This window comes from Ruegeria sp. AG7 (assembly GCF_056541545.1).
Window position 1 is genome coordinate 233,906 of record NZ_JBQFYP010000004.1, and the last position, 25,616, is coordinate 259,521.

28 protein-coding genes are annotated in these 25,616 nt (G+C 58.3%); 27 read left to right on the forward strand and 1 reads right to left on the reverse strand.

Features of this window, described 5'->3' with window-relative positions; genetic code table 11:
- The first annotated feature begins 3 nt into the window (after nt 1-3).
- The 27 genes from ACR0BF_RS07745 (at nt 4) to ACR0BF_RS07875 (ending at nt 24,902) form a co-directional block, all read left to right on the forward strand.
- A complete protein-coding gene (locus tag ACR0BF_RS07745) occupies nt 4-1,935 on the forward strand; it encodes an acetyl/propionyl/methylcrotonyl-CoA carboxylase subunit alpha (RefSeq protein ID WP_480624618.1) in 1,932 nt (643 codons plus the stop codon).
- Nucleotides 1,936-2,013: 78 nt separating this feature from the next.
- Nucleotides 2,014-2,865: a hydroxymethylglutaryl-CoA lyase gene (locus ACR0BF_RS07750; RefSeq protein ID WP_480476073.1), complete on the forward strand. Its 852-nt coding sequence runs from the start codon at nt 2,014-2,016 to the stop codon at nt 2,863-2,865.
- A 1-nt stretch (nt 2,866) separates the two neighbouring features.
- Nucleotides 2,867-3,649, forward strand: coding sequence for a crotonase/enoyl-CoA hydratase family protein (locus ACR0BF_RS07755; protein WP_480476075.1), 783 nt, complete (start codon nt 2,867-2,869; stop codon nt 3,647-3,649).
- A 193-nt stretch (nt 3,650-3,842) separates the two neighbouring features.
- Nucleotides 3,843-4,208, forward strand: coding sequence for an NADH-quinone oxidoreductase subunit A (locus ACR0BF_RS07760; RefSeq protein WP_209504455.1), 366 nt, complete (start codon nt 3,843-3,845; stop codon nt 4,206-4,208).
- The gene (locus ACR0BF_RS07765) at nt 4,199-4,732 is read left to right on the forward strand and encodes a NuoB/complex I 20 kDa subunit family protein (protein WP_209504454.1); all 534 of its coding nucleotides are present in this window, start codon (nt 4,199-4,201) and stop codon (nt 4,730-4,732) included. Before ACR0BF_RS07760 ends, ACR0BF_RS07765 begins: the two co-directional genes overlap by 10 nt.
- A gap of 12 nt (nt 4,733-4,744) precedes the next feature.
- On the forward strand, nt 4,745-5,347 hold the full coding sequence (locus ACR0BF_RS07770) for an NADH-quinone oxidoreductase subunit C (protein WP_480516384.1): 603 nt from the start codon (nt 4,745-4,747) through the stop codon (nt 5,345-5,347).
- A 2-nt stretch (nt 5,348-5,349) separates the two neighbouring features.
- Nucleotides 5,350-5,523, forward strand: coding sequence for a hypothetical protein (locus ACR0BF_RS07775; RefSeq protein WP_170569030.1), 174 nt, complete (start codon nt 5,350-5,352; stop codon nt 5,521-5,523).
- Between the two features lie 123 nt (nt 5,524-5,646).
- Nucleotides 5,647-6,870: an NADH-quinone oxidoreductase subunit D gene (locus ACR0BF_RS07780; protein ID WP_480516386.1), complete on the forward strand. Its 1,224-nt coding sequence runs from the start codon at nt 5,647-5,649 to the stop codon at nt 6,868-6,870.
- Complete coding sequence (gene nuoE, locus ACR0BF_RS07785; protein ID WP_480476081.1) at nt 6,870-7,970, forward strand: NADH-quinone oxidoreductase subunit NuoE; 1,101 nt, start codon at nt 6,870-6,872, stop codon at nt 7,968-7,970. Before ACR0BF_RS07780 ends, nuoE begins: the two co-directional genes overlap by 1 nt.
- A 30-nt stretch (nt 7,971-8,000) precedes the next feature.
- Nucleotides 8,001-8,222 (forward strand): DUF5337 domain-containing protein, encoded by a 222-nt coding sequence (locus ACR0BF_RS07790; protein WP_209598087.1) that lies wholly within the window; start codon nt 8,001-8,003, stop codon nt 8,220-8,222.
- Between the two features lie 12 nt (nt 8,223-8,234).
- A complete protein-coding gene (nuoF, locus tag ACR0BF_RS07795) occupies nt 8,235-9,533 on the forward strand; it encodes an NADH-quinone oxidoreductase subunit NuoF (RefSeq protein WP_480476083.1) in 1,299 nt (432 codons plus the stop codon).
- 6 nt (nt 9,534-9,539) lie between these two features.
- Nucleotides 9,540-9,956: an MAPEG family protein gene (locus tag ACR0BF_RS07800; protein WP_480624619.1), complete on the forward strand. Its 417-nt coding sequence runs from the start codon at nt 9,540-9,542 to the stop codon at nt 9,954-9,956.
- 37 nt (nt 9,957-9,993) lie between these two features.
- Nucleotides 9,994-10,344 (forward strand): hypothetical protein, encoded by a 351-nt coding sequence (locus ACR0BF_RS07805; protein WP_480624620.1) that lies wholly within the window; start codon nt 9,994-9,996, stop codon nt 10,342-10,344.
- A gap of 98 nt (nt 10,345-10,442) precedes the next feature.
- Nucleotides 10,443-10,847, forward strand: a complete 405-nt coding sequence (locus ACR0BF_RS07810) for a DUF5333 domain-containing protein (protein ID WP_480604374.1) — start codon at nt 10,443-10,445, stop codon at nt 10,845-10,847.
- Nucleotides 10,848-10,852: 5 nt separating this feature from the next.
- Nucleotides 10,853-12,874: an NADH-quinone oxidoreductase subunit NuoG gene (nuoG, locus tag ACR0BF_RS07815; protein WP_480624621.1), complete on the forward strand. Its 2,022-nt coding sequence runs from the start codon at nt 10,853-10,855 to the stop codon at nt 12,872-12,874.
- Nucleotides 12,871-13,086, forward strand: coding sequence for a hypothetical protein (locus ACR0BF_RS07820; protein WP_480604370.1), 216 nt, complete (start codon nt 12,871-12,873; stop codon nt 13,084-13,086). The genes nuoG and ACR0BF_RS07820 overlap by 4 nt, the downstream gene beginning before the upstream one ends.
- Nucleotides 13,079-14,116: an NADH-quinone oxidoreductase subunit NuoH gene (gene nuoH, locus ACR0BF_RS07825; RefSeq protein ID WP_117868407.1), complete on the forward strand. Its 1,038-nt coding sequence runs from the start codon at nt 13,079-13,081 to the stop codon at nt 14,114-14,116. Before ACR0BF_RS07820 ends, nuoH begins: the two co-directional genes overlap by 8 nt.
- 1 nt (nt 14,117) lies before the next feature.
- A complete protein-coding gene (gene nuoI, locus ACR0BF_RS07830; protein ID WP_480554123.1) occupies nt 14,118-14,612 on the forward strand; it encodes an NADH-quinone oxidoreductase subunit NuoI in 495 nt (164 codons plus the stop codon).
- Nucleotides 14,609-15,019: a carboxymuconolactone decarboxylase family protein gene (locus tag ACR0BF_RS07835; protein ID WP_170476531.1), complete on the forward strand. Its 411-nt coding sequence runs from the start codon at nt 14,609-14,611 to the stop codon at nt 15,017-15,019. Before nuoI ends, ACR0BF_RS07835 begins: the two co-directional genes overlap by 4 nt.
- Nucleotides 15,016-15,618, forward strand: coding sequence for an NADH-quinone oxidoreductase subunit J (locus ACR0BF_RS07840; protein WP_480516396.1), 603 nt, complete (start codon nt 15,016-15,018; stop codon nt 15,616-15,618). Before ACR0BF_RS07835 ends, ACR0BF_RS07840 begins: the two co-directional genes overlap by 4 nt.
- Nucleotides 15,619-16,189: 571 nt before the next feature.
- Nucleotides 16,190-16,495: an NADH-quinone oxidoreductase subunit NuoK gene (nuoK, locus tag ACR0BF_RS07845; protein ID WP_005984024.1), complete on the forward strand. Its 306-nt coding sequence runs from the start codon at nt 16,190-16,192 to the stop codon at nt 16,493-16,495.
- Between the two features lie 6 nt (nt 16,496-16,501).
- The gene (nuoL, locus tag ACR0BF_RS07850; protein WP_480624622.1) at nt 16,502-18,640 is read left to right on the forward strand and encodes an NADH-quinone oxidoreductase subunit L; all 2,139 of its coding nucleotides are present in this window, start codon (nt 16,502-16,504) and stop codon (nt 18,638-18,640) included.
- Nucleotides 18,640-20,184, forward strand: coding sequence for an NADH-quinone oxidoreductase subunit M (locus ACR0BF_RS07855; protein ID WP_480624623.1), 1,545 nt, complete (start codon nt 18,640-18,642; stop codon nt 20,182-20,184). The genes nuoL and ACR0BF_RS07855 overlap by 1 nt, the downstream gene beginning before the upstream one ends.
- Before the next feature lie 15 nt (nt 20,185-20,199).
- Entirely contained in the window at nt 20,200-21,642 is a 1,443-nt protein-coding gene (gene nuoN, locus ACR0BF_RS07860; RefSeq protein ID WP_480476104.1) for an NADH-quinone oxidoreductase subunit NuoN, read from the forward strand.
- A gap of 55 nt (nt 21,643-21,697) precedes the next feature.
- Nucleotides 21,698-22,447, forward strand: a complete 750-nt coding sequence (locus ACR0BF_RS07865; protein WP_480476106.1) for a biotin--[acetyl-CoA-carboxylase] ligase — start codon at nt 21,698-21,700, stop codon at nt 22,445-22,447.
- Nucleotides 22,448-22,458: 11 nt separating this feature from the next.
- A complete protein-coding gene (locus ACR0BF_RS07870; protein WP_480476108.1) occupies nt 22,459-23,238 on the forward strand; it encodes a type III pantothenate kinase in 780 nt (259 codons plus the stop codon).
- Nucleotides 23,235-24,902: a ribonuclease J gene (locus ACR0BF_RS07875; RefSeq protein WP_480624624.1), complete on the forward strand. Its 1,668-nt coding sequence runs from the start codon at nt 23,235-23,237 to the stop codon at nt 24,900-24,902. The genes ACR0BF_RS07870 and ACR0BF_RS07875 overlap by 4 nt, the downstream gene beginning before the upstream one ends.
- Before the next feature lie 10 nt (nt 24,903-24,912).
- On the opposite strand, the gene ACR0BF_RS07880 is transcribed toward ACR0BF_RS07875, so the two are convergent.
- Nucleotides 24,913-25,614 (reverse strand): NUDIX hydrolase, encoded by a 702-nt coding sequence (locus tag ACR0BF_RS07880; protein WP_480554127.1) that lies wholly within the window; start codon nt 25,612-25,614, stop codon nt 24,913-24,915.
- Nucleotides 25,615-25,616: the final 2 nt, after the last annotated feature.

A 25,616-nucleotide genomic window follows, 5' to 3' on the forward strand; every position in this document is an offset into this window, starting at 1 on the left:
GCTATGTTCAACAAAATCCTGATTGCCAACCGGGGCGAGATCGCTTGCCGGGTTATGGAAACCGCTCAGAGGATGGGCGTGTCCTGTGTGGCTGTTTATTCCGATGCGGACGCTGCGGCCAAGCATGTGCAGATGGCGGATGAGGTCATTCATATCGGCGGCCCCGCCCCGGCGGAAAGCTATCTGAAGGGCGATGTGATTATTCAGGCTGCGCTGGATACGGGCGCGCAGGCGATCCATCCCGGTTATGGCTTCCTGTCAGAGAACCCCGATTTCGTCGACGCGGTCGAGGCTGCGGGTTTGACCTTTATCGGCCCATCAGCGGATGCGATCCGCAAAATGGGCCTCAAGGATGCGGCCAAGGTGTTGATGGAACAGGCTGGCGTGCCCGTGGTGCCCGGCTATCACGGCGACAATCAGGATCCCGAACATTTGGCGGGTGCGGCGGATGCGATTGGGTATCCGGTGCTGATTAAGGCCGTTGCAGGCGGCGGCGGTAAAGGTATGCGTCTGGTCGAACGCCCCGAGGATTTCCGTTCCGCATTGGACAGCGCACGGGGCGAAGCCAAAACCGCTTTTGGCAATGACGCAGTGCTGGTCGAGAAATTCGTGGCCAAACCTCGCCATATCGAAGTGCAGGTATTTGGTGACGGTACCCATGCGGTGCATCTGTTTGAACGCGATTGCTCGTTGCAACGCCGCCATCAGAAAGTGATCGAAGAGGCACCAGCCCCGGGCATGACTTCTGAGATGCGGGAGGCGATGGGGCAGGCCGGTGTGCGTGCCGCCGAGGCGATCGGGTACAAGGGTGCAGGCACGGTGGAGTTCATCATCGATACCTCGGACGGGCTGCGCCCCGACAGATTCTGGTTCATGGAGATGAACACCCGCCTGCAGGTGGAACACCCGGTTACAGAGGCCATCACCGGCATCGATCTGGTGGAATGGCAGTTGCGCGTAGCAGCAGGAGAGAGACTTCCCAGGCAACAGGATGATCTGTCGATCTCGGGTCACGCCTTCGAAGCCCGGCTTTATGCCGAGGATGTACCAAAGGGGTTCTTGCCGGCGACAGGTACATTGACCCATCTGGTTTTCCCGGCCAACTGCCGAGCGGATAGTGGTGTTCGCACAGGTGACACGATCAGCCCCTGGTATGACCCGATGATTGCCAAAGTGGTGGTGCATGGTCCGACCCGCGCGGTTGCGCTTGAGACGTTGCACCGAGTGCTGCGGCAGACCGAAGTGGCGGGCACCGTTACGAATCTCGCCTTTCTGGGAGCGCTGACCCGCCATGACGGATTTGCCTCGGGCGATGTGGATACGGGCCTGATCGGGCGCGATCTTGACGGGTTGGTGCGGGAATCGCCGACTCCGGCCACAACCGCAGTTGCGGCTGCTATGACCGCACTGGATTTGGTTAATGTCACGCCTGACACCGGGTTTTCGCTCTGGGCTCCGTTGCATCGGGCGGTGCAGCTGTCCGATCAGGGAGAGGTTCTTGATCTGGACGTGCAAGTCGACGGGTCGGATCGCCAGCTTTGGCAGCTGGGCGAACACCGTGTCGTGGCCGAGCGGATCTCGGGGCAGTGGACGCTGAACGGCGCACCGATGCCGCGGGTCGCTGTCAGCGGAACAACTTTGACCGTATTTACCGACTACGGTCACAGTTTCGACGTTATCGACCCGCTGGACCGGGATGCCAGCGCGACGGGTGACACCAACGTGATCGAGGCGCCGATGCCGGGTCTGGTCAAGGCAGTTTTTGCCACCGCGGGGCAGACCGTTCAGGAAGGCGACCGTTTGGCCATTCTGGAAGCGATGAAAATGGAGCATTCGTTGCTGGCCGCGCGCGATGGTGTGGTGGCCGAGGTGCTGGTCGAAGATGGCGCGCAGGTCGAGGCTGGGGCAGCTTTGGTGCGTTTGGAAGAAGAGTGATCTGTACCCGCGCGGCTTGACGTGGCACGGTCGCGCGATCCGTATTTGGAATGAGAACAAGCCATAAGGGGTTCTGACATGGGTGATCTGGTCGAAATCTACGAGGTTGGACCGCGCGACGGGCTACAAAACGAAACACGTGAGATACCGGTTGCCGACAAGGTGGCGCTGATCAATTGCCTCAGCCGCGCCGGGTTTCGACGGATCGAAGTTGCAAGCTTTGTCTCTCCCAAATGGGTGCCTCAAATGGCGGGGTCGGCGCAGGTTCTGGCCGGTATTACCCGCGCGGACGGCGTGCGCTACGCGGCGTTGACGCCGAATATGCGCGGATACGAGGATGCGCTGGCTGCCGAAGCGGATGAGATTGCCATTTTCGCGTCGGCTTCCGAGGGGTTTTCCAAGGCAAACATCAATGCCTCGATCGCCGAGTCAATCGAACGGTTCACGCCGATTCTCGAAGCGGCGCGTCATATCGACCTTCCGGTTCGCGGCTACGTCTCTTGCGTGACGGATTGCCCCTATGATGGCCCGACCCCGCCCGAGAAAGTCGCCGAAATTGCCGACCGGTTGTTTGCGTTGGGCTGTTACGAGGTGTCATTGGGGGACACGATCGGGCAAGGCACGCCAGACAAGATTGCGCATATGCTTCTGGCGGTTCGGGAAAGGGTTCCTGTGACGCGGCTTGCCGGGCATTTTCATGACACCAATGGGCGTGCAATCGACAATATCGATGCGGCACTTTCGCTGGGTGTGCGTGTGTTCGACGCGGCCGTGGGTGGGCTTGGCGGTTGCCCATATGCTCCGGGGGCTGCGGGTAATGTCGCGACTGAAACCGTTGCAGCGCATTTGCACCGGTTGGGCTATCAAACCGGTCTGGATATCGATGTGGTCGAAGAGGCCGCGCAGATGGCCAAGGCGTTGAGAGGCTAACATGTTCGAAACAATCTCGATTTCAGCAGACGAACGCGGTGTTGCCACGTTAACTCTGGACCGGGCGGAAAAGCACAACGCGCTCTCGGGTCAGATGATTGCCGAGCTGACACAGGCCGCGTCGCAACTGGGTCAGGATGGCACTGTCAGAGCGGTCGTTCTGGCTGCTGCGGGAAAGACGTTTTGCGCTGGTGGTGATCTGGGATGGATGCAGGACCAGATGGCGGCCGACAAGGCGACGCGGTTTGTCGAGGCGCGCAAGCTGGCCGAGATGTTGCAGGCGTTGAACACGATGCCCAAACCCCTGATCGGGGCGCTACAAGGCAACGCCTTTGGCGGAGGTGTTGGAATGGCGGCCGTGTGCGATGTCGCCATCGGTGTAGATAGTCTGAAGATGGGACTGACCGAGACCCGGCTTGGGCTGATCCCAGCGACAATCGGCCCTTATGTTATCGCTCGTATGGGTGAGGCGCGGGCACGGCGTGTATTCATGTCGGCCCGGTTGTTCGATGCGCCCGAAGCGGTTGATTTGGGATTGCTGGCAAAGGCTGTGCCTCCCGAGCAGCTTGCGGCTGCGATAGAAGATGAACTCCGGCCCTATCTTTCGTGCGCGCCGGGGGCAGTTGCATCTGCCAAGGCATTGGTTCGAACTCTGGGACCTCGTATTGATGATGCCACAATCGACCAGACCATCAACGAACTGGTCGAGCGCTGGGAAACGGAAGAGGCACGTGAAGGGATCGCGGCGTTCTTCGAAAAACGTAAACCTGCATGGAATAAGTAAGTTTACCGAGTTTCCGTAAGCCAATGCAAATCGCTCGTGATGCGATTCTATGCCGCGCTGTCAAGCGTATGTTTGATGGCAGAGGGGGCTGTGTTCGGTTGACCCTCTGACCCGGCGGGGATAGAGAATGTCCAGTCAACACGCCAATTGACGGCGCACCCGACAAGATGCGTGCGCAAGAAAGGAGCTATTCGTGGAAGACCTGCTGCGGGAGTACCTCCCGATTCTGGTGTTTCTGGCCGTTGCCGTAGGCCTTGGAATCGTCCTGATTCTTGCCGCCGTTGTACTGGCTGTCCGCAATCCCGACCCCGAAAAGGTCAGCGCATATGAATGTGGCTTCAATGCATTCGACGATGCGCGAATGAAGTTTGACGTCCGATTCTATCTGGTCTCGATTCTCTTCATCATCTTCGATCTTGAGATCGCATTCCTGTTTCCCTGGGCTGTCGGGTTCCGCGATATCAGCGATGTCGGCTTCTGGTCGATGATGGTGTTTCTGGCCGTGCTGACCATCGGCTTTGCCTATGAGTGGAAGAAAGGGGCCCTGGAATGGGAGTGATGACCGGTGCAAATACCGCTGGCGTCGACAAAGAAGTCGCCACTCAGGCCCTGAATGCCGAGTTGCAGGACAAAGGTTTTCTGCTGACCTCGAGCGAGGATATTATCAACTGGGCCCGTACGGGTTCGCTGCATTGGATGACCTTTGGTCTGGCCTGCTGCGCGGTTGAAATGATGCACACTTCGATGCCGCGCTATGATGCGGAACGTTTCGGCATCGCGCCACGCGCCTCTCCGCGCCAATCTGACGTGATGATCGTGGCTGGCACGCTGACCAACAAGATGGCTCCTGCCTTGCGCAAGGTTTACGACCAGATGCCCGAGCCGCGCTATGTGATCTCGATGGGATCCTGCGCGAATGGGGGGGGCTACTACCACTATTCCTATTCCGTCGTGCGTGGCTGTGACCGGGTTGTTCCGGTGGATATTTACGTGCCTGGCTGCCCTCCAACCGCCGAGGCGCTGCTTTACGGTCTGCTACAGCTGCAACGCAAAATCCGCCGCACCGGCACAATTGTACGCTGAGGGGAAGGGTAGATGAGCGAAGCACTCAAAGAACTCGGCACCCAGCTTGAACTGAAACGAGCCGATTGCGTTCTGTCCTGGGATGTGACCCATGGCGAGCTGAACGTCGATGTGGCGCCGTCGAACCTGGTGGAATTCGTAGAATTCCTGCGGTCGGACCAAAACTGCAAGTTCTCGACATTGGTGGATATCACCGGCGTCGATTACCCCGAACGTGCCAAGCGGTTCGATGTGGTGTACCACTTCCTGTCGATGTACCAGAACCAGCGTGTCCGTCTGCGGGTTTCGATCCGCGAAGATGACATGGTGCCTTCGATCGTCGATATCCACCCCTCGGCCAACTGGTTCGAGCGTGAGGTGTTCGACATGTTCGGCATCCGGTTCTCGGGACATCCAGATTTGCGGCGGATTCTGACGGACTATGGATTCCGTGGCCATCCGCTGCGCAAGGATTTCCCGACCACCGGCTACACCGAGGTGCGTTATGACGAGGCGCAGAAACGCGTGGTCTATGAGCCGGTCAGTCTGGTGCAGGAATACCGTCAGTTTGATTTCATGTCCCCATGGGAAGGTGCGAACTACATTCTGCCGGGGGATGAGAAACAGGAGACATAATCATGGAGTTCCTGATCTGGATAATTCTGGTTGTTGCAACGGTCATTCCGATGATCAAGCTGCTGCCGCATTTCGGGATCAACAAGAACTGGGCGTTTGCATGCATCATCTCTCCGGTCGTGATTGTCCTGCTGTGGATGATGGCGATGAAACTGCAAGAGATGGAGCGACGCTGAGATGATGGGTGAGTTGATCATTCTGGGCGCGTTAGGGGTTCTACTGGCCGGAGCTGCGGTCAAAGCGACCGAGGCGGAAAAGGTCCGGGTTCGGGCCGAAGCAAAGAAGAAACGAGGGCGGTGATGGACGGCTCAAGATACGATGACGGCAGCACGGACGCGCTGAGCGGCGAGCAGAAGATCCGCAACTTTAACATCAACTTCGGCCCGCAACACCCTGCGGCGCACGGAGTTTTGCGTCTGGTGCTCGAGTTGGACGGTGAAATCGTCGAGCGTTGCGACCCGCATATCGGCTTGCTGCACCGTGGCACCGAAAAGCTGATGGAAAGCCGGACCTATCTGCAGAACCTGCCGTATTTCGACCGTCTGGACTATGTAGCACCGATGAACCAGGAACATGCCTGGTGTCTGGCCATCGAAAAGCTGACCGGGGTCGAGGTGCCGCGCCGTGGCTCGCTGATCCGGGTTATGTATTCCGAGATCGGGCGCATCCTGAACCACCTGCTGAACGTGACGACGCAGGCGATGGACGTCGGCGCACTGACCCCGCCACTCTGGGGTTTTGAAGAGCGTGAAAAGCTGATGGTGTTCTATGAGCGTGCCTGCGGTGCCCGCCTGCACGCCGCTTATTTCCGTCCGGGTGGTGTACATCAGGACCTGCCGCCGGAACTGCTGGACGATATCGAGGCGTGGAGCCACGAATTCCCCAACGTCCTTGATGACATTGACGGGCTGCTGACCGAAAACCGCATCTTCAAACAGCGCAACGCTGATATCGGCGTCGTGACCGAGGATGACATCCAGAAGTACGGCTTCTCGGGCGTGATGGTCCGTGGATCGGGTCTGGCATGGGACCTGCGCCGCGCGCAACCCTACGAGTGCTACGACGAGTTCGAGTTCCAGATCCCCGTTGGCAAGAACGGCGACTGTTATGACCGCTACCTTGTCCGTATGGAAGAAATGCGCCAATCGCTGCTGATCATCCGTCAGGCCATCGCCAAAATCCGCGAGTGCCCCGGTGACGTTCTGGCGCGTGGCAAGATCACCCCGCCGAAACGCTCGGATATGAAGACCTCGATGGAGAGCCTGATCCATCACTTCAAACTGTACACCGAAGGTTTCCACGTGCCTGCCGGTGAGGTCTATGCCGCTGTCGAAGCCCCCAAGGGCGAGTTCGGCGTCTATCTAGTTGCCGACGGCACCAACAAACCCTACCGCGCCAAACTGCGCGCCCCGGGTTTCCTGCACCTGCAAGCCATGGACCACGTTGCCAAAGGCCACCAACTGGCCGACGTCGCCGCCATCATCGGCACCATGGACGTCGTATTTGGAGAGATTGACCGCTAATGCTCCGCCGTCTTCATCCCGAACAACCTGAAAGCTTTGCCTTCACCGCTGCCAACCAGCAATGGGCCGAAGCGCAGATTACCAAATATCCCGAAGGCCGTCAGGCCAGTGCGGTGATCCCTCTGCTGTGGCGTGCGCAGGAGCAGGAAGGCTGGCTGAGCCGCCCGGCGATTGAATCCGTCGCCGACATGCTGGGTATGGCTTATATCCGCGTGCTAGAGGTGGCCTCGTTCTACTTCATGTTCCAGCTGCAACCGGTGGGATCTGTGGCCCATGTTCAAGTTTGCGGAACGACCTCATGCATGATTTGCGGGGCCGAGGATCTGATCGCTGTTTGCAAGGAGAAGATCGCGGCCAAGCCACACGTGCTGTCCGCCGATGGCAAGCTGAGCTGGGAAGAGGTCGAATGCCTTGGCTCCTGCACCAATGCGCCGATGGCGCAGATCGGCAAGGATTACTACGAAGACCTGACCGCTGCGAGCTTTGGCAAGATCCTTGATGATCTGGTGGCGGGGAAAGTTCCGACGCCGGGCCCGCAGAATGGTCGCTATGCGGCTGAACCGCTCAAGGGGCTGACCAGCCTGACGGAGTATGACAGCGGCAAAACGCAGTACAACGCCAGCGTCGAACTGGCCACCGATATTGGCGATACGGTCAGGCGCATTGATGGGACCGAGGTTCCGATCCTGACCCCTTGGTTGGGCAAGGATGGCAAAGCGGCTGCGACCAAAGCTGCACCGAAGCCGCCCAAAGCGCCAGCCCCAGCGAAACCTGCTGTGAAACAGGCCGCTGAGGCGAAGGCAGCGCAAGAGGACCAGCCCGAAACACTGACAGGCGCGCGCGACGGCAAGGCAGATAACCTGAAACTGTTGAAAGGCGTAGGCCCCAAGCTGGAGCAGACCCTGAACGAGTTGGGCTTCTTCCACTATGATCAGATCGCAGCCTGGACGCCGGAACAGGTCGCATGGGTAGATGCTCGGTTGAAGTTCAAGGGCCGGATCGAGCGCGATGGCTGGATTGAACAGGCAGCCAAGCTTGCGGCGGGTGAGGAAACCGAATTTGCCAAACGTGCCAAGGAAGATGGCACTTACGAAGACTAAACGGGTGCCCCATCGGGGCATCGGGGGATGATGGACAAGGATAAGGATCAGGCCATAGCCCGAAAGGGCCGACATATCGGCATCGTCATTGCGGTGACGATGGTGATCTGGCTTGCCATGAACCTGTTCATTGGCCCCGCGCTGGGTTTGACGGCCCGGCACGCGCTGCTGTTTGATTTTGCCGCTCTGGCGGCATTCATTTATGCGGGTGTGAACATTTTTCAACTCTGGCGCATGCGTCAGGACAGCTGAAGGTAACGAATGATGCTGAAGGATCAGGACCGGATCTTTACCAACATCTACGGGATGCACGAACGCACGCTGAAAGGCGCGCAAGCCCGCGGGCATTGGGACGGCACAGCTGGCCTGATTGAAAAGGGCCGGGACTGGATCATTCAGACAATGAAGGATTCCGGGCTGCGCGGACGCGGCGGTGCGGGCTTCCCAACTGGCCTGAAATGGTCGTTTATGCCAAAGGAAAGCGACGGTCGCCCTTCCTATCTGGTTGTGAATGCCGATGAATCCGAGCCCGGCACCTGCAAAGACCGTGAGATCATGCGCCATGATCCGCACACGTTGATTGAAGGGTGTCTGATCGCCTCTTTCGCGATGAACGCGCATACCTGCTATATCTACCTGCGCGGCGAATATATCCGCGAGCGCGAGGCATTGCAGGCCGCGATTGACGAGGCCTATGACGCGGGGCTTCTTGGCAAAAACGCCGCTGGTTCGGGCTGGGATTTCGATCTTTTCCTTCATCACGGGGCAGGGGCTTATATTTGTGGCGAGGAAACCGCCCTGATCGAAAGCCTTGAGGGCAAGAAGGGTATGCCGCGGATGAAACCTCCGTTCCCGGCGGGCGCGGGGCTGTACGGATGTCCGACCACTGTGAACAACGTGGAATCCATCGCGGTGGTGCCGACCGTCTTGCGACGGGGTGCGGATTGGTTCGCTGGATTTGGTCGTCAGAACAACGCAGGTACCAAGCTGTTTGCGATCTCGGGCCACGTGAACAACCCTTGCGTCGTCGAAGAGGCGATGTCGATCCCGTTCGAACAGCTGATCGAAACCCATTGCGGCGGCATTCGCGGCGGGTGGGATAATCTGCTGGCGGTTATCCCTGGTGGATCCTCGGTTCCCTGCGTGCGCGGTGAAAACATGCGCGACGCGATCATGGATTTCGATTACCTGCGCAACGATCTGGGGTCGGGTCTGGGTACGGCAGCGGTGATTGTGATGGACAAGTCCACCGACATCATCAAGGCGATCTGGCGCTTGTCGAAGTTTTACAAGCATGAAAGCTGTGGTCAGTGTACGCCGTGTCGCGAAGGCACCGGCTGGATGATGCGTGTGATGGATCGTCTGGTGCGTGGTGAAGCTGAGCTGGAAGAGATCGACATGTTGTTTGACGTGACCAAACAGGTCGAAGGACACACGATCTGCGCCTTGGGCGATGCGGCCGCCTGGCCGATCCAGGGCCTGATCCGGAATTTCCGGGAAGAGATCGAAGACCGCATCAAGGCTCAGAAATCGGGCCGTATGGGTGCGATGGCAGCGGAGTGAACGAAGATGGAAGTGTTTGCAGAATATAGCCACGCAATTGCGTCGGTTGTGCTATTCACGCTGGTTGCATTGTTTCTGGCGCCGTTTTCGGCACTGGCCAAACAAGCCAAGGGGCTGGCACCCGGTGCGACACCTGACCAGGATTATGCCGACAAGGCGTATCGTCTGAACCGGGCCTATCTGAACGGGACGGAGACACTTCCTGCGTTTGTGACAGTCATTACAGCGGCGATTCTGCTGGGCGTCAGCCCGTTCTGGGTAAACCTGCTGGCCTCGGTGGCGCTGGTTGCGCGCTTGGCGATGCTGGTGGTGCACTTGAAGGGGATCGGCAAGCCAACCAGCGGCCCGCGGACAATTTTGTATGTGATCGGATGGGCGTGCATGGTCGTAATCGGGCTCATGGCATTGGTCGCGGCGTTTTGATAGCGACGCAGCGGAACAGAAAACAAAGAGGGAAAGTATGAAGGCCCCCAAAGCCCTTATTGTTGCGCTGGCATTGGTTGGTGTTTCCGCTTGCGGTCTGGTTAAGCCGTCGGCAGATCGGCTTTTGTTTGATGGCAAGTCGTTCAGAACCAAGGCGAAGGTGGTCGACAAGAAGACCTCGCCCGCGGACTTTACGGTTGTCGTCAAAGGCGTCTCTGCTTCACTCGATGGTGCGCGCGAGGCCGGACGTCATGAAGGTACCAAATTCTGCATCCAGAACTTCGGGTCGTCTCGGATTTCGTGGACGGTGGGTCCGGATACAGACTCGCAGAACCTTAGCATCAGCAATGATCAACTGACATTTGCAGGAACCTGCCAGCGGCCATGACCGGTGTTTTTCCATATCTCCGGTGGGCGGGCAGGGTGTTATTGCCTAGCAGCCGCGAACCGCTTCGTCTTGGACAGTCCAAGACGAAAGGAAAACCCATGTCTGTTACAAAACTAGCCGCCCTCGCATCGCTGATGGCCTTGCCGACGGTTGTAGAAGCAAAGCCGCCCTTGAGGGATGTCAAAGAGATCGACAACGAACTCTACTACATCGCCATTGCAAATGAGATTTCCGAGTTCTGCCCGTCGATCAGCGGGCGGCGATTGAAAGCGATCAGTGTGATGTGGGGACTGCGGTCCAAAGCGAATAATCTGGGGTACTCGGACACGGAAATCCGCTCATATGTCGAGTCGGATGCTGAAAAGGATCGGATGCGGGCCAAGGGCGAGGCTTATCTGGCGAAAAACGGCGTGTCCTACGACAACCCCAAAACATTCTGCTCTTTGGGGCAGAAGGAAATCCAAAGAAACAGCGCCATTGGCGTTTATTTGAGAGCGAACTGAGAGCCATGTCTGACCTCCGCAAGATCAATATCGACGGGCAGGAAATCGAAGTCGAAGGTGCGATGACCCTGATACAGGCCTGTGAGCAGGCCGGGGTCGAGGTGCCGCGTTTCTGCTATCACGAGCGTCTGTCGATTGCGGGAAACTGCCGGATGTGTCTGGTTGAAGTGGTGGGCGGTCCGCCGAAACCGGCTGCATCCTGCGCGATGCAGGTGCGTGACCTGCGCCCGGGGCCAGAAGGGCAGCCACCGGTGGTCAAGACGAACTCTCCCATGGTCAAAAAGGCCCGCGAAGGTGTGATGGAGTTCCTGCTGATCAACCATCCGCTGGATTGCCCGATCTGCGATCAGGGCGGCGAATGCGATCTTCAGGATCAGGCGATGGCTTATGGCCTGTCCGGTTCGCGGTTCAAGGAAGCCAAGCGCGCGGTTGATGATCTGGATCTGGGACCGCTTGTGGGCACGGCAATGACCCGCTGCATCAGTTGCACCCGTTGCGTGCGCTTTACCACCGAAGTCGCTGGGATCACTCAGATGGGTCAGACAGGGCGCGGTGAGGATGCCGAGATCACCTCGTATCTGAACCAGACGCTGGATTCGAACCTGCAGGGCAACATTATCGACCTGTGCCCGGTTGGGGCGCTGACCTCGAAACCTTATGCGTTTACGGCGCGCCCGTGGGAATTGACCAAAACCGAAAGCATCGACGTTATGGACGCGCTGGGATCGAACATTCGTGTCGATACCAAAGGGCGCGAGGTGATGCGCTTCCTTCCTCGCAATCATGACGGAGTGAATGAAGAGTGGATCAGCGACAAAACCCGCTTTGTCTGGGACGGGTTGCGGCGTCAGCGACTGGACAAACCTTACATCCGCAAAAACGGCAAGCTGCGCCCGGCCTCATGGTCCGAAGCACTTACCAAGGCCGCAGAAGCGCTGAAAGGTGCTGAGAAGCCAGCCGGTATCGTCGGTGATCTGGTACCGGTCGAGGCCGCATTCGCATTGAAACAGATGATCGAAGGGCAAGGCGGAGTTGTTGAGTGCCGCACCGATGGGGCCAAGCTTCCGGTCGGGAACCGTGGCGGATATGCCGGGACCGCCGCGATTGAAGTCATCGATACGGCCGAGCGTATTCTTCTGATTGGCACCAACCCGCGCGATGAAGCACCGGTTTTGAACGCGCGTATCCGCAAGGCGTGGGCGCACGGGGCCGAAGTCGCTTTGGTGGGTCCAGCGGTCGATCTGACTTATGGGTACCATCATGTGGGCGATGATCGCGCAGCGCTGCAAAAGGTTGTCGACATGGGCGGCGACGATGAAATCAGGGGTAAACGCTCGCTGGTCATCGTCGGGCAGGGAGCGCTGCAGGAGGCGGACGGAGGAGCTGTTCTGGCTGCCGCGCAAACAATTGCCGCAAATACGGAAAGCGGCCTGATCATTTTGCACACTGCGGCGTCGCGCGTGGGCGCGATGGATGTGGACGCCACCAACGATGGCGGTATGGAAGCAATAAATGCTGCGGATGTGATCTATAACCTTGGTGCGGATGAGGTCGAAATCGGCGAAGGCGCCTTTGTGATTTATCAGGGCAGCCACGGGGATCGGGGCGCGCATCGCGCAGATGTGATCCTGCCGGGCGCGGCATATACCGAGGAAAACGGTCTGTTCGTGAACATGGAAGGCCGCCCGCAACTGGCGATGCGCGCTGGGTTTGCGCCTGGTGAGGCCAAGGAAAACTGGGCCATCCTGCGTGCGCTGTCGGCTGAGCTGGGGGCGACACTCCCCTATGACTCACTGGCGCAGTTGCGCACAGCCTTGATCGAGGCGGTTCCCCATCTGGCCCGCATCGACGAGGTGATCGAGAATGAGGTTCAAGCGCTGGAGGCCGGGTCTTTGGGCAAGGCGACCTTCCGCAATGCGATCAAGGATTTCTATCTGACCAACCCGATCGCTCGGGCCTCGCAACTGATGGCCGAGCTTTCGGCGCAGGCGCAAGCCCGCAAAGCTGAGAAGATTGCGGCGGAATGAACGAAAGCAGTTTCATATCGCAAACCAGCGCTGTGGTCGGGTGGCACCTGACTGCGCCGGAAATGTGCGTGAAACGAAAGAAAAAGGGTGGCGCAATGGCGGCAGATGCTGTTTACACCAACGCGCCGACCCAGCCGCAGTTTGCGCAGGCATCGGGCCTTTGCATCGCGCGCGAAAAACGGAATACCCACGGTGTGAGGACCAATGGCTGAATTCTTTAACACCCCCGGCGGAATAGCCATCATCATTCTGGCGCAAGTGCTTGCTGTTGTTGCCTTCGTGATGATCTCGCTGTTGTTCCTTGTTTATGGCGACCGCAAGATCTGGGCCGCTGTCCAGATGCGCCGCGGCCCTAACGTGGTCGGCGTTTACGGTCTGCTGCAATCGGTGGCGGATGCGTTGAAATACGTCGTCAAAGAGGTCGTGATCCCCGCGGGGGCCGACCGCACGGTTTTCATCCTCGCGCCGCTCACCTCTTTCGTGTTGGCGATGATCGCCTGGGCGGTGATCCCGTTCAATGATGGCTGGGTCCTGTCGGACATCAACGTCGCAATCCTCTATGTCTTCGCCGTGTCCTCGCTTGAGGTTTATGGCGTGATCATGGGCGGTTGGGCCTCGAACTCAAAGTACCCGTTCTTGGGCTCGTTGCGCTCAGCCGCGCAGATGATCTCATACGAGGTTTCCATCGGTCTGATCATCATCGGTGTGATCATCTCGACCGGGTCGATGAACTTTGGTGACATCGTCCGCGCGCAGGATGGGTCGTTCGGCTTCTTCAGCTGGTACTGGCTGCCGCATTTCCCGATGGTCTTTCTGTTCTTCATTTCGGCGCTGGCCGAGACCAACCGACCGCCGTTTGACCTGCCCGAAGCGGAATCGGAACTGGTGGCGGGTTATCAGGTCGAATATTCGGCCACACCCTTCCTGCTGTTCATGGCCGGTGAATACATCGCGATCTTCCTGATGTGCGCGCTGACCTCGCTGCTGTTCTTCGGCGGCTGGCTGTCGCCAATCCCGGGCCTGCCCGATGGCGTATTGTGGATGGTCGCCAAGATGGCGTTCTTCTTCTTCATCTTCGCGATGGTCAAGGCCATCACGCCTCGCTACCGCTATGACCAGCTGATGCGGCTGGGCTGGAAAGTTTTCCTGCCGTTCTCGCTGGTTTGGGTGGTCTTTGTGGCCTTTGCGGCGAAATTCGACTGGTTCTGGGGCGCATTCGCCCGTTGGAGCGTAGGAGGCTGATATGGCAAACATCGATTACACCCGCGCTGCCAAATACTTCCTGCTGCAGGATTTCTGGGTCGGCTTCAAACTGGGGATGAAGTATTTCTTCGCTCCCAAGGCCACCCTGAACTATCCGCACGAAAAAGGCCCTCTGTCCCCGCGGTTTCGCGGTGAACACGCCCTGCGCCGCTATCCAAACGGTGAAGAGCGCTGCATCGCGTGTAAACTGTGCGAGGCGGTCTGCCCGGCACAGGCCATCACCATCGATGCCGAGCCCCGCGCGGACGGCAGCCGCCGCACCACGCGCTATGACATTGACATGACCAAGTGCATCTATTGCGGCTTCTGCCAAGAGGCATGCCCGGTTGATGCCATCGTCGAAGGCCCGAACTTTGAATTCGCGACGGAAACCCGGGAAGAGCTGTTCTACGACAAGGAAAAACTCCTGTCGAACGGCGAGCGCTGGGAAGCCGAGATCGCGCGCAATCTGGAACTGGACGCACCGTACCGATGAGTGACAGCCCGACAAATCCGTTCGAGCTGATGATGAAGCAAGCTCAGGACATGGCCAAGGCGATGAACCCGGCGATGGAAAGCTTCTCGCCCAAAGGGTTCGAGGCGCTGTGGCCGACCATGCCCAAAGAGGTCATGGAGATGATGTTCGGCAACACCGTCAACAAGGACGGGCTGGATGCCAAAACACGCCTGCTGCTGACGCTGGCCGGGCTGACCTGTCAGGGCGCTCAGGCGGATTCGGCTGTTCGTCAGACCGTGCGTCATGCGCTGGAAGCGGGCGCGAAGAAACAAGAGATCGTGGAAACGATCGGTCAGATGTCGGTCTTTGCCGGCATCCCGGCCATGACCCGCGCGCTGGATCTGGCGCAAGAGGTCATGGGCGACAACGAGGATGAGGATCAATGACCGTCTTTGCCTTCTACCTGTTTGCCATCAGCGCCATCACCGGCGGGCTGTTCACGGTGATCAGCCGCCAACCGGTGCACTCGGTCCTGTGGCTGATCCTGGCGTTTCTGTCCTCGGCAGGGCTGTTCGTGCTGCTGGGGGCCGAGTTCGTGGCGATGCTGCTGGTCATCGTCTATGTCGGCGCGGTCGCGGTTCTGTTCCTCTTCGTGGTGATGATGCTGGACGTGGACTTTGCCGAGCTCAAGGCCGAAATGGCGCGCTATATGCCGCTGGCACTGCTGATTGGTCTGATCATCCTGATGCAGTTTGTCATGGCTTTCGGGGCGTGGGACAGCGCACAGGGTGCTGCGGCCAATCTGGCGCAGCCGGTCCCGACAGACCGCCACAACACCGAGGCGCTTGGCCTCATCCTTTACGATCAATACTTCCTTCTGTTCCAACTGGCGGGCCTGATCCTGCTGGTGGCTATGATCGGCGCCATCGTTCTGACGCTGCGCCACCGCAAGGACATCAAGCGTCAGGACATCATCGGCCAGATGATGCGCGACCCGGCCAAGGCGATGGAGTTGAAGGACGTGAAACCGGGGCAGGGGTTGTGAATCATAACTCCACCATAGTACTTGCGCTCGCCACGTATGTGATGAGTAACGCGGCAATGGCCTGTTCGCCCGCGCCTGCTAACGAGGGATGGAAGTTTAAGTCGGTCCACGCTGATTGTTCTTTTGAGAATGCTGGGCGTGGAAAATGGAACTCCTTCAGGGGAGAGCCAGTCGTCGACTTGGGCAACGGTCGCATTGGGCAAAGATTGAACAGTGGTGATGCGTGTTTCTCTCAGCAAAACCTCTTTTTTATGGACTGCTCAAGTGCGGACGGAATTGTCATCGGTGGGCAACTCGTAGGCTCGCAGACGGTAGTTGGAGTAGATGGCCAGAAGGTTGTATCGCTTCCGATAGGAACTCATGAGTCAATCGAACTCATTCAACAGCCGCTGGGCCCAATTGGCCTAAATGAGCAGACTACTGTGTCTGAATTGCAAAGTATCGCAAGAAACCACCGTTATCGCAGTACCTCTAGCCTCGGTTCATTCTTCGGCAGGACTGCGGATCAAAAGAAAGTCGACTACACCTGCGGCTGCAAACTCTACTACCCCGACTCGCCAGGAGCGAAGCTATGATCGGACTTGAACACTATCTTACGGTCGCGGCGACGCTGTTCGTCATCGGCATCTTCGGTCTCTTCCTGAACCGCAAGAACGTCATCATCCTGCTGATGAGCATCGAACTGATGCTGCTGGCGGTGAATATCAACCTTGTGGCGTTTTCCAGTTTCCTCGGCGATCTGGTCGGGCAGGTGTTTACGCTGTTCGTGCTGACCGTTGCGGCGGCCGAGGCGGCGATTGGTCTGGCCATTCTGGTCTGTTTCTTCCGCAACCGCGGTACGATCGCGGTTGAAGACGTCAATATGATGAAGGGGTAAGGGAACATGGAAACCACCATCCTCTTTGCCCCGCTGGTGGGCGCGCTGCTTTGCGGGTTCGGCTGGAAGTTCATTGGCCAGAAAGCTGCCATGTGGACGGCGACGGGCCTGCTGTTCCTGGCCTGTCTGCTGTCCTGGATCGTGTTCTTCACCTTCGACGGGCACACGCAGCAGATCGAGATCATGCGCTGGATCGAAAGCGGCTCGCTTTCGACAAGCTGGGCCGTCCGTCTGGACCGACTGACGGCAATCATGCTGATCGTTGTGACGACCGTCTCGGCGCTCGTACACCTGTATTCCTTCGGCTACATGGATCACGACCCGCAATGGCGCGAAGGCGAAAGTTATAAGCCACGTTTCTTCGCCTATCTGTCCTTCTTCACTTTCGCCATGCTGATGCTGGTGACGGCGGATAATCTGGTGCAGATGTTCTTTGGCTGGGAGGGCGTCGGCGTCGCCTCATACCTGCTGATCGGGTTCTATTATCGCAAGCCTTCGGCCAATGCGGCGGCAATCAAGGCCTTTGTGGTCAACCGGGTTGGCGACTTTGGGTTTGCTCTGGGCATCTTCGCGCTGTTCTTCCTGACCGACAGTATCAACTTCTCGGATATCTTTGCCTCTGCTCCTACGCTGGCAGAAGAGAAGCTGCATTTCCTGTGGGGGGAATGGACCGCGATCGAAGTGATCTGCGTTCTGCTGTTCATCGGTGCCATGGGTAAATCGGCGCAGTTGATCCTGCACACGTGGTTGCCGGACGCGATGGAAGGCCCGACGCCTGTGTCAGCGCTGATCCACGCTGCGACCATGGTGACCGCAGGCGTCTTTTTGGTCTGCCGCATGTCCCCGCTGATGGAGTTCGCACCGGGCGCGACAGGGTTCATAACTGTTCTTGGGGCCTCGACTGCGTTCTTTGCGGCTACTGTTGGTCTGGTTCAGACCGATATCAAACGTGTCATCGCGTATTCGACCTGTTCGCAGCTAGGCTACATGTTTGTGGCGGCGGGCGTGGGCATGTATTCGGCGGCGATGTTCCACCTGTTTACGCATGCCTTTTTCAAGGCGTTGTTGTTCCTTGGGGCCGGTTCCGTGATCCACGCGATGCATCACGAACAGGAGATGACCGAATATGGCGGTCTGCGCAAAAAGATCCCCTACACCTTCTGGGCGATGATGATCGGTACCCTGGCGATTACCGGTGTTGGCATCCCGCTGACCACCTTTGGTTTTGCCGGTTTCCTGTCAAAAGACGCAATTATCGAGAGCGCCTATGCGGGCGGATCAAGCTATGGCTTCTGGTTGTTGGTCGTCGCTGCCGCGTTCACCTCGTTCTACAGCTGGCGTCTGATCTTCCTGACCTTCTATGGCGAGCCGCGCGGCGACAAGCACACGCATGATCACGCACATGAAAGCCCGATGGTCATGCTGGTGCCGCTGGGTGTACTGTCGCTGGGTGCGGTATTCGCGGGCATGATCTGGTACGGAAACTTCTTTGGCCATGCGGATAAGGTCGGCAAATTCTACGGTATTCCGGTTGCAGAAGCCTCAGAGCATGCCGAGGTCGGTGATCACGCGGCGGCGGATGCGTCGCACGGCGAAGACAGCCTTGCCGATGACAGCCATGCTGATGACGCCGCGCATGGTGAGAATGCCGCAGAGGGCGGGGACCACCATTATGTGTTTGCGGGCGAGCCGGGTGAAGGGGCGCTTTATATGGCGCCGGACAACCACATTCTGGACGATGCGCATGCGGCTCCGAAATGGGTCAAGGTTTCACCATTCGTTGCGATGGTGCTTGGCTTTATCGTGGCCTATTGGTTCTACATCGTGAACACGTCTCTGCCCGCACGTCTGGCAGCAAACCAGCGTCCGCTGTACCTGTTCCTGCTGAACAAATGGTATTTCGACGAAATCTACGACGCGATCTTTGTCAAACCCACTGTCGCCCTTGGCCGGTTCTTATGGAAACGCGGTGACGGCAACACGATTGACGGCTTCCTGAATGGGGTTGCTATGGGCGTGATTCCCTTCTTCACCCGCCTCGCAGGCAAGGCGCAGACCGGGTACATCTTTACTTACGCCTTCTGGATGGTTTTGGGCATTGCGGCCCTTGTCACCTGGATGTCGATCGGCGGAGGCGCACACTAATGGACAATATCCTATCTATTGTCACCTTTATCCCCGCCATCGCAGCAGGCATTCTGGCGCTGTTCCTGCACGGCAGCGACGTTGCAGCGCAGCGCAACGCCAAGTGGATTGCATTGCTGGCGACAACTGTGACGTTTCTGGTGTCAATTGGCATCTACACAGGCTTTGATCCTTCGAACACCGGTTTCCAGATGGTGGAAGAGGGTGAATGGCTGATGGGCCTGAAATACAAGATGGGTGTGGATGGAATCAGCGTTCTGTTCGTGCTGCTGACCACTTTCATCATGCCGCTGACCATTCTGGCCAGCTGGAATGTGACGGACCGCGTCAAAGAATACATGATTGCTTTCTTGCTGCTGGAAACGCTCATGCTGGGCGTGTTCATGGCGCTGGACCTGGTGCTGTTCTACCTGTTCTTCGAGGCGGGTCTGATCCCGATGTTTCTGATCATCGGTATCTGGGGCGGCAAGGATCGTATCTATGCCAGCTTCAAGTTCTTCCTTTACACCTTCCTTGGCTCGGTGCTGATGCTGGTGGCCATGGTCGCAATGTATGCTGACGCGGGCACCACGGATATCGAAGCGCTGATGGCCCATCAGTTCGCATCCGAGAGTTTCAGCGTGTTGGGCATCTATGTCACCGGCGGTATGCAAACGCTGATGTTCCTGGCCTTCTTCGCGTCTTTTGCGGTGAAAATGCCGATGTGGCCGGTGCACACCTGGTTGCCCGATGCGCACGTTCAAGCGCCGACGGCGGGCTCGGTCGTGCTGGCCGCGATCCTGTTAAAGATGGGCGGCTACGGCTTCCTGCGGTTCAGCCTGCCGATGTTCCCGGTTGGCTCGGCGGTGATGACTGATCTTGTGCTTTGGATGTCAGCTATAGCGGTTGTCTATACCTCGCTGGTGGCACTGGTGCAGGAAGACATGAAAAAGCTGATCGCGTATTCTTCGGTCGCGCATATGGGCTTTGTCACGATGGGCATCTTTGCTGCGAACCAGCAAGGCATTGACGGCGCGATTTTCCAGATGCTGAGCCACGGGTTTATTTCGGCCGCGCTCTTCCTCTGTGTCGGCGTGATCTATGACCGGATGCACACCCGCGATATCGATGCCTATGGCGGTCTGGTCATCCGGATGCCCGCCTATGCACTGGTCTTCATGCTGTTCACCATGGCCAATGTCGGACTGCCGGGCACCAGCGGGTTTGTTGGTGAGTTCCTGACACTCATGGGCACATTTCAGGTCAACACCTGGGTGACTGCTGTTGCGGCGACCGGTGTGATCTTCTCTGCAGCCTACGCGTTGTGGCTCTACCGCCGCGTTGTCTTTGGGGATCTGATTAAGGAAAGCCTGAAGGCGATGACCGACATGAGCTCGCGCGAGCGGCTGATTTTTGCCCCGCTGATCGTGATGACGATCCTTCTGGGCGTTTACCCGTCGTTGGTGACCGATGTGATCGGCCAATCCACGACGGCACTCATTTCGAACTATGACACGGCTCTGGCCGCGGCTGAGGCTGCGACCCAGACTGCCGCTTCGCATTAAGGGAGCTTTGGAGACATGATCCAGGCTGATCTGACAATTATCCTGCCGGAAATCGTTCTGGCGATCTATGCGATGGTGGCTCTGTTGGGGGCAGTCTACACGTCGAAAGACGGGCTGGCTTCGGTTCTGGTCTGGACCACGGCGGGCCTGATGGCGGTCCTGGCGATCTGGATCGCCACCCAGGGCAGTGGCACCAACGTGGCCTTCAACGGCATGTTCGTAGATGACGGGTTCGCGCGTTTTGCCAAAGTTGCCATCCTTTTGTCGGCAGGTGCCGTTCTGGTGATGAGCCAGGAATACATGGCACGCCGGGGTCTGCTGCGCTTTGAATATCCGCTGCTGGTGGCGCTTGCTGCCGTTGGTATGATGATGATGGTCAGCGCGGGCGATCTGATGTCTCTTTACATGGGGCTCGAGCTGCAATCCCTTGCGCTGTATGTTGTTGCCGCGCTGCGTCGTGACAGTGCGAAATCAACCGAAGCAGGGCTGAAATACTTTGTTCTGGGCGCTCTCAGTTCAGGTCTGCTGCTGTATGGTGCGTCGCTGGTCTATGGGTTCACCGGCACGACACTGTTCTCGGGCATTATTCAGACGGTCCATCATGGGGACGTCTCGGTTGGTCTGTTGTTTGGCCTGATCTTCCTGATCTCGGGTCTGGCATTCAAGGTCTCGGCGGTTCCGTTCCATATGTGGACACCGGATGTCTATGAAGGGTCGCCGACGCCAATTACGGCCTTCTTTGCCACCGCGCCGAAAGTCGCGGCAATGGCCTTGTTCGCACGTCTTCTGCATGACGCTTTCGGAGGTGTGGTCAAAGACTGGCAGCAAGTGATTGTTTTGCTGTCCGTGCTGTCGATGTTGCTGGGGGCGGTTGCCGCAATTGGTCAGCGCGACATCAAGCGACTGATGGCGTTCTCGTCGATTGCCCATATGGGCTATGCGCTGATCGGTCTCGCGGCTGGCACCGAGTTGGGTATTCAGGCGATGCTGATGTATCTGGCGATTTACGTGACCATGAACATTGGCACGTTTGCGTTTATCCTGATGATGGAACGCGACGGCAAACCCGTCACTGACATTGATGCGCTGCGCCAGTATTCCAAACGTGATCCGGGCAAGGCCCTTGCTGTTCTGATCCTGATGTTCTCGCTTGCCGGTGTCCCACCGATGCTGGGTTTCTTTGCGAAGTTTGGTGTTTGGCGGGCTGGTGTAAGTGCCGATTTGACAGGCCTTGTTGTGGTTTCGGCCATCGCATCGGTAATTGGCGCCTTCTATTACCTGCGGATTGTGTTCTACATGTATTTCGGGGCCGAGAACGAAGACCCGATTGAAACGCGGTCGACACCCGTTCTGTGGGTCGCCCTGATGGGGTCCGCGGCGCTGATGCTGATCGGGGTCTTCTATCAGTTTGGGATCGAGGGCGCGGCAGCGGCTGCGGCGGCAACTCTTGTCAACTGAACGTTTTGCGCAATCTGAAAGAGGGGGCTCGGTCGCGTGACCGGGCCTTTTTGATATGACCAAGTGGCCACAAGGCTATGGCCTGCACGAGGTGCAGGAAGTTGATAGCACACTCAACGAAGCTGCGCGGATTGCCCCCAATGCCCGTGGTCCTGTGTGGATCATGGCGCATCATCAGACGGCTGCGCGTGGGCGACGCGGACGGTCATGGGCCAACCCTATGGGCAACCTTGCCGCGACCCTTTTGATGCGCCCTGAAGGTGCTCCAGAACAGGCGGCTCTGCGCAGTTTTGTTGCGGCACTGGCTCTGTTTGACGCTTGTGTCTCTGTGACGGGGCGTGCGGCGGGGCTGTCGTTGAAATGGCCCAATGACGTACTACTGAACGGTGGCAAGCTTGCTGGTATTTTGCTGGAAAGCGCCGGGCAGGGGCGTGGTGTGGCGTATCTGTCCATCGGTATTGGTGTGAATCTGGCCAACGCCCCAGACGCCGACGCGGTGGAACCGGGCGCGGTCCGACCTGTCTCTCTTTTGTCGGAAACCGGTGCAAACGTCACGCCCGAGGATTTTCTGACCGAGCTTGCTTCAGCCTATGCCAAATATGAAACTCAGTTTGTTACCTACGGGTTCGAACCCATTCGCACCGCGTGGCTGTCCCGTGCTGCCCGGCTGGGCGAGGTTATTACGGCCCGTACCGGCACGTCTGAGACGGTTGGGACCTTCGAAACGGTAGACGCAGGCGGTAACCTTGTCTTAAACACCGCCAAAGGCCGCGTGAGCATTCCTGCGGCGGATGTCTATTTCTGAAAGGGGCGCAAATGCTTCTGGCCATTGATTGCGGCAATACCAATACAGTCTTCTCGATCTGGAACGGTCAGGAATTTCTGTGCACCCTGCGCACCTCGACCCATCATGCACGCACGGCGGACGCCTATTTCACCTGGTATTCGACGCTGGTGAAACATTACGGGATCGAGGCGAATATCTCGGATGTCATCATTGCGTCGACCGTGCCGCGCGTGGTGTTCAACCTGCGCATCTTTGCCGATCGCTTTTTTGGGTGCAGGCCGCTGGTGGTAGGCAGGCCGGATTGCCTGTTGCCCGTGCCGCCGCGCGTGGATCAGGGGACTGTGCCGGGCCCGGATCGACTGGCCAATGCAGTTGGTGCATTTGACCGTCATGGCGGCAATGTCGTCGTGGTGGACTTTGGTACTGCAACAAATTTCGACGTTGTCGCCGCGGACGGTGCCTATGTTGGGGGCGTCATCGCTCCGGGTGTGAATCTCAGCCTTGAGGCTTTGCATCAGGGCGCAGCCGCACTGCCGCATATCGACATCACGCGTCCCGAGAAGGTGATCGGTACGAATACGGTTGGTTGTATCCAGTCAGGCGTGTATTGGGGGTATTCCGGCCTGATCGAGGGGCTGATCGCGCGGATCAAGGCCGAATATGGAATGCCGATGAAAGTCGTGGGAACCGGAGGGTTGGCCCCCTTGTTCGATCAGGCCGACGTGGGGTTCGACGTAATCGAAGATGATTTGACGATGCACGGCTTGACCGTGATTCATCGCTATAACAAGGATAATGGCTCGATATGAGCAGTGAAAGATTGATCTACCTGCCGCTGGGTGGCGCGGGCGAAATTGGCATGAATGCCTACGTGTACGGATATGGTCAACCTGGGCAGGAACGCCTGATCCTGGTGGATCTGGGTGTCACCTTTCCCGATATGGATACAACACCGGGCGTCGACCTGATCTATGCGGATATTTCCTGGTTGAAAGAACGGGCCGACCGGCTGGATGGCGTTTTCATCACCCATGCGCATGAAGACCATGTCGGCGCCGTGGCTCATTGCTATGAGGCACTGGGAGCTCCGATTTATGCCCGGGCTTTCACGGCCAATATCGCGCGTCGCAAGATGGAAGAATACGCGCACCCGACCGATGCGGTGACAACCGTGTCCTCTTGGCCCGAAACGGTCTCAGTCGGACCGTTTACGGTGGGCTTCCTTCCAGTTTCACATTCGATTCCGGAAAGTGCTGCTTTGGTCATCGACACGCCCGCAGGGCGCGTGGTGCACTCGGGTGATTTCAAGCTAGATGCAAACCCAGTCGTGGGCGAAGCCTTTGATCCCGACCTTTGGGCCGAGATTGCCAAGCCGGGCGTCAAGGCGTTGGTTTGCGACAGCACGAATGTTTTCTCGGCGCATCCGGGCCGTTCGGAATCCGAGGTCGGGCCAGAGATTACCAAACTGGTCGAAAACGCCGAGGGTATGGTTGTGGCAACCACCTTCGCGTCGAACGTGGCACGGGTCAAAACATTGGCCGAGGCAGGCGCGCGCGCGGGGCGTTCACTTGTGTTGCTAGGGCGCGCAATGCGGCGGATGATCGAAGCTGCGACCGAAACTGGTATCCTGTCGGACTTCCCCAAGGTGATCAGCGCGGAAGAAGCGTTGGATCTGCCGCGTCAGAACCTGATGCTGATCGTGACTGGCAGCCAGGGCGAACGCCGTGCGGCAAGTGCGCAACTGGCCCGTGGCAAGTACCGTGGTCTGGAACTGTCCGAAGGCGACCTGTTCCTGTTTTCGTCGAAAACCATTCCCGGAAACGAACGTGGCGTGATTTTCATCATGAACCAGCTCAGTGAAAAGGGCGTGGATGTGGTGGATGACAGCTCGGGCCTCTATCACGTCTCTGGCCATGCGAACCGACCTGATCTTGAGAAGGTGCACGCGCTGATCGATCCGCAAATTGTGATCCCAATGCATGGAGAGCACCGGCACCTGCGCGAGCATGTCAAACTGGCTGAGCAGGGCGGCAGAACGGGTGTGCTGGCCGTAAACGGCACCATGCTGGACCTCAGCGGCAATGCACCCGTGGTGGTCGACTATGTCGAATCCGGGCGTACCTATCTGGACGGTACGGTGAAAATCGGTGCGTTGGACGGCGTGGTACGGGACCGTATTCGCATGGCTCTGAACGGCCATGTTACTGTGACGGTTGTTCTGGATGAAGAAGACGAGCCGCTGGGCGAACCGTGGTGCGACACGATGGGCCTGCCCGAGGTCGGAACGTCCCGCGCCGGATTGGTCGAAGTGTTGGAAGAAGACCTGAACCAGTTCCTAATGCGGGCGGCGGCCAAGACCCTACGGGATGACGACAAGCTGGAAGACGAAATGCGCCGGATCGTGCGTCAGACGGCAAAAGCGGAAATCGGCAAAAAACCCGAAGTGACGGTGGTTGTCAGCCGGATGCGGTGAAACTGATCGGTCAGTCGTGCTCGGGCATCGGATAGCCTCTGAGCCGCAGGAACAGATTGGCTTCTTCGTTGTTCTGATAGAACGGAACCGATACTGGCGGCTCGGGTGAGGTCACCCGGGCTGCGACCTCGGCCAGAACAACCTCAGTGATAAACGGCAGATCCAGTTCACGCGCCCGATCCAGTTCCACCCATTGCAGATGCGACAGCTCGTCCGAGGCATGGCTGAAATCATCCAGATCGCCCTGCAACGCATCGGCATCGACCAGAAAAAACCGCGCATCGAAGCGGCGGGGGCGGCCGGGCGGTGTGACTGCGCGAAAAACAAATTGCAGCGCAGCTGCCGACGGCACGTAACCCATGGCGAAAAAGCTTTGCCAGTCGTCAGGAACGCTGCCCGGCCAGTGTCCTGTCTGGCCAAGGACAAGTCCTGTCTCTTCCCAAAGCTCGCGAATTGCTGCGGCGGCAAGGGCGTGTTGTTTTCCGGATTCCGCCTGTTCCGCCAACCGCTCAAAACACAGGTCAGGCAGTGCGGTCGCAAGCGGTACATCTGCATCCGCCGGATCGACAGCTCCACCGGGGAACACGAATTTGTTGGGCATGAACACGGCCTTGGACCCACGTTGACCCATCAGGATCGACGGATTGGTCCACCTGTTTCGCAGCACGATGACGGTTGCGGCATCGCGGATGGCGGTCTTGTCGGTCGTCATGC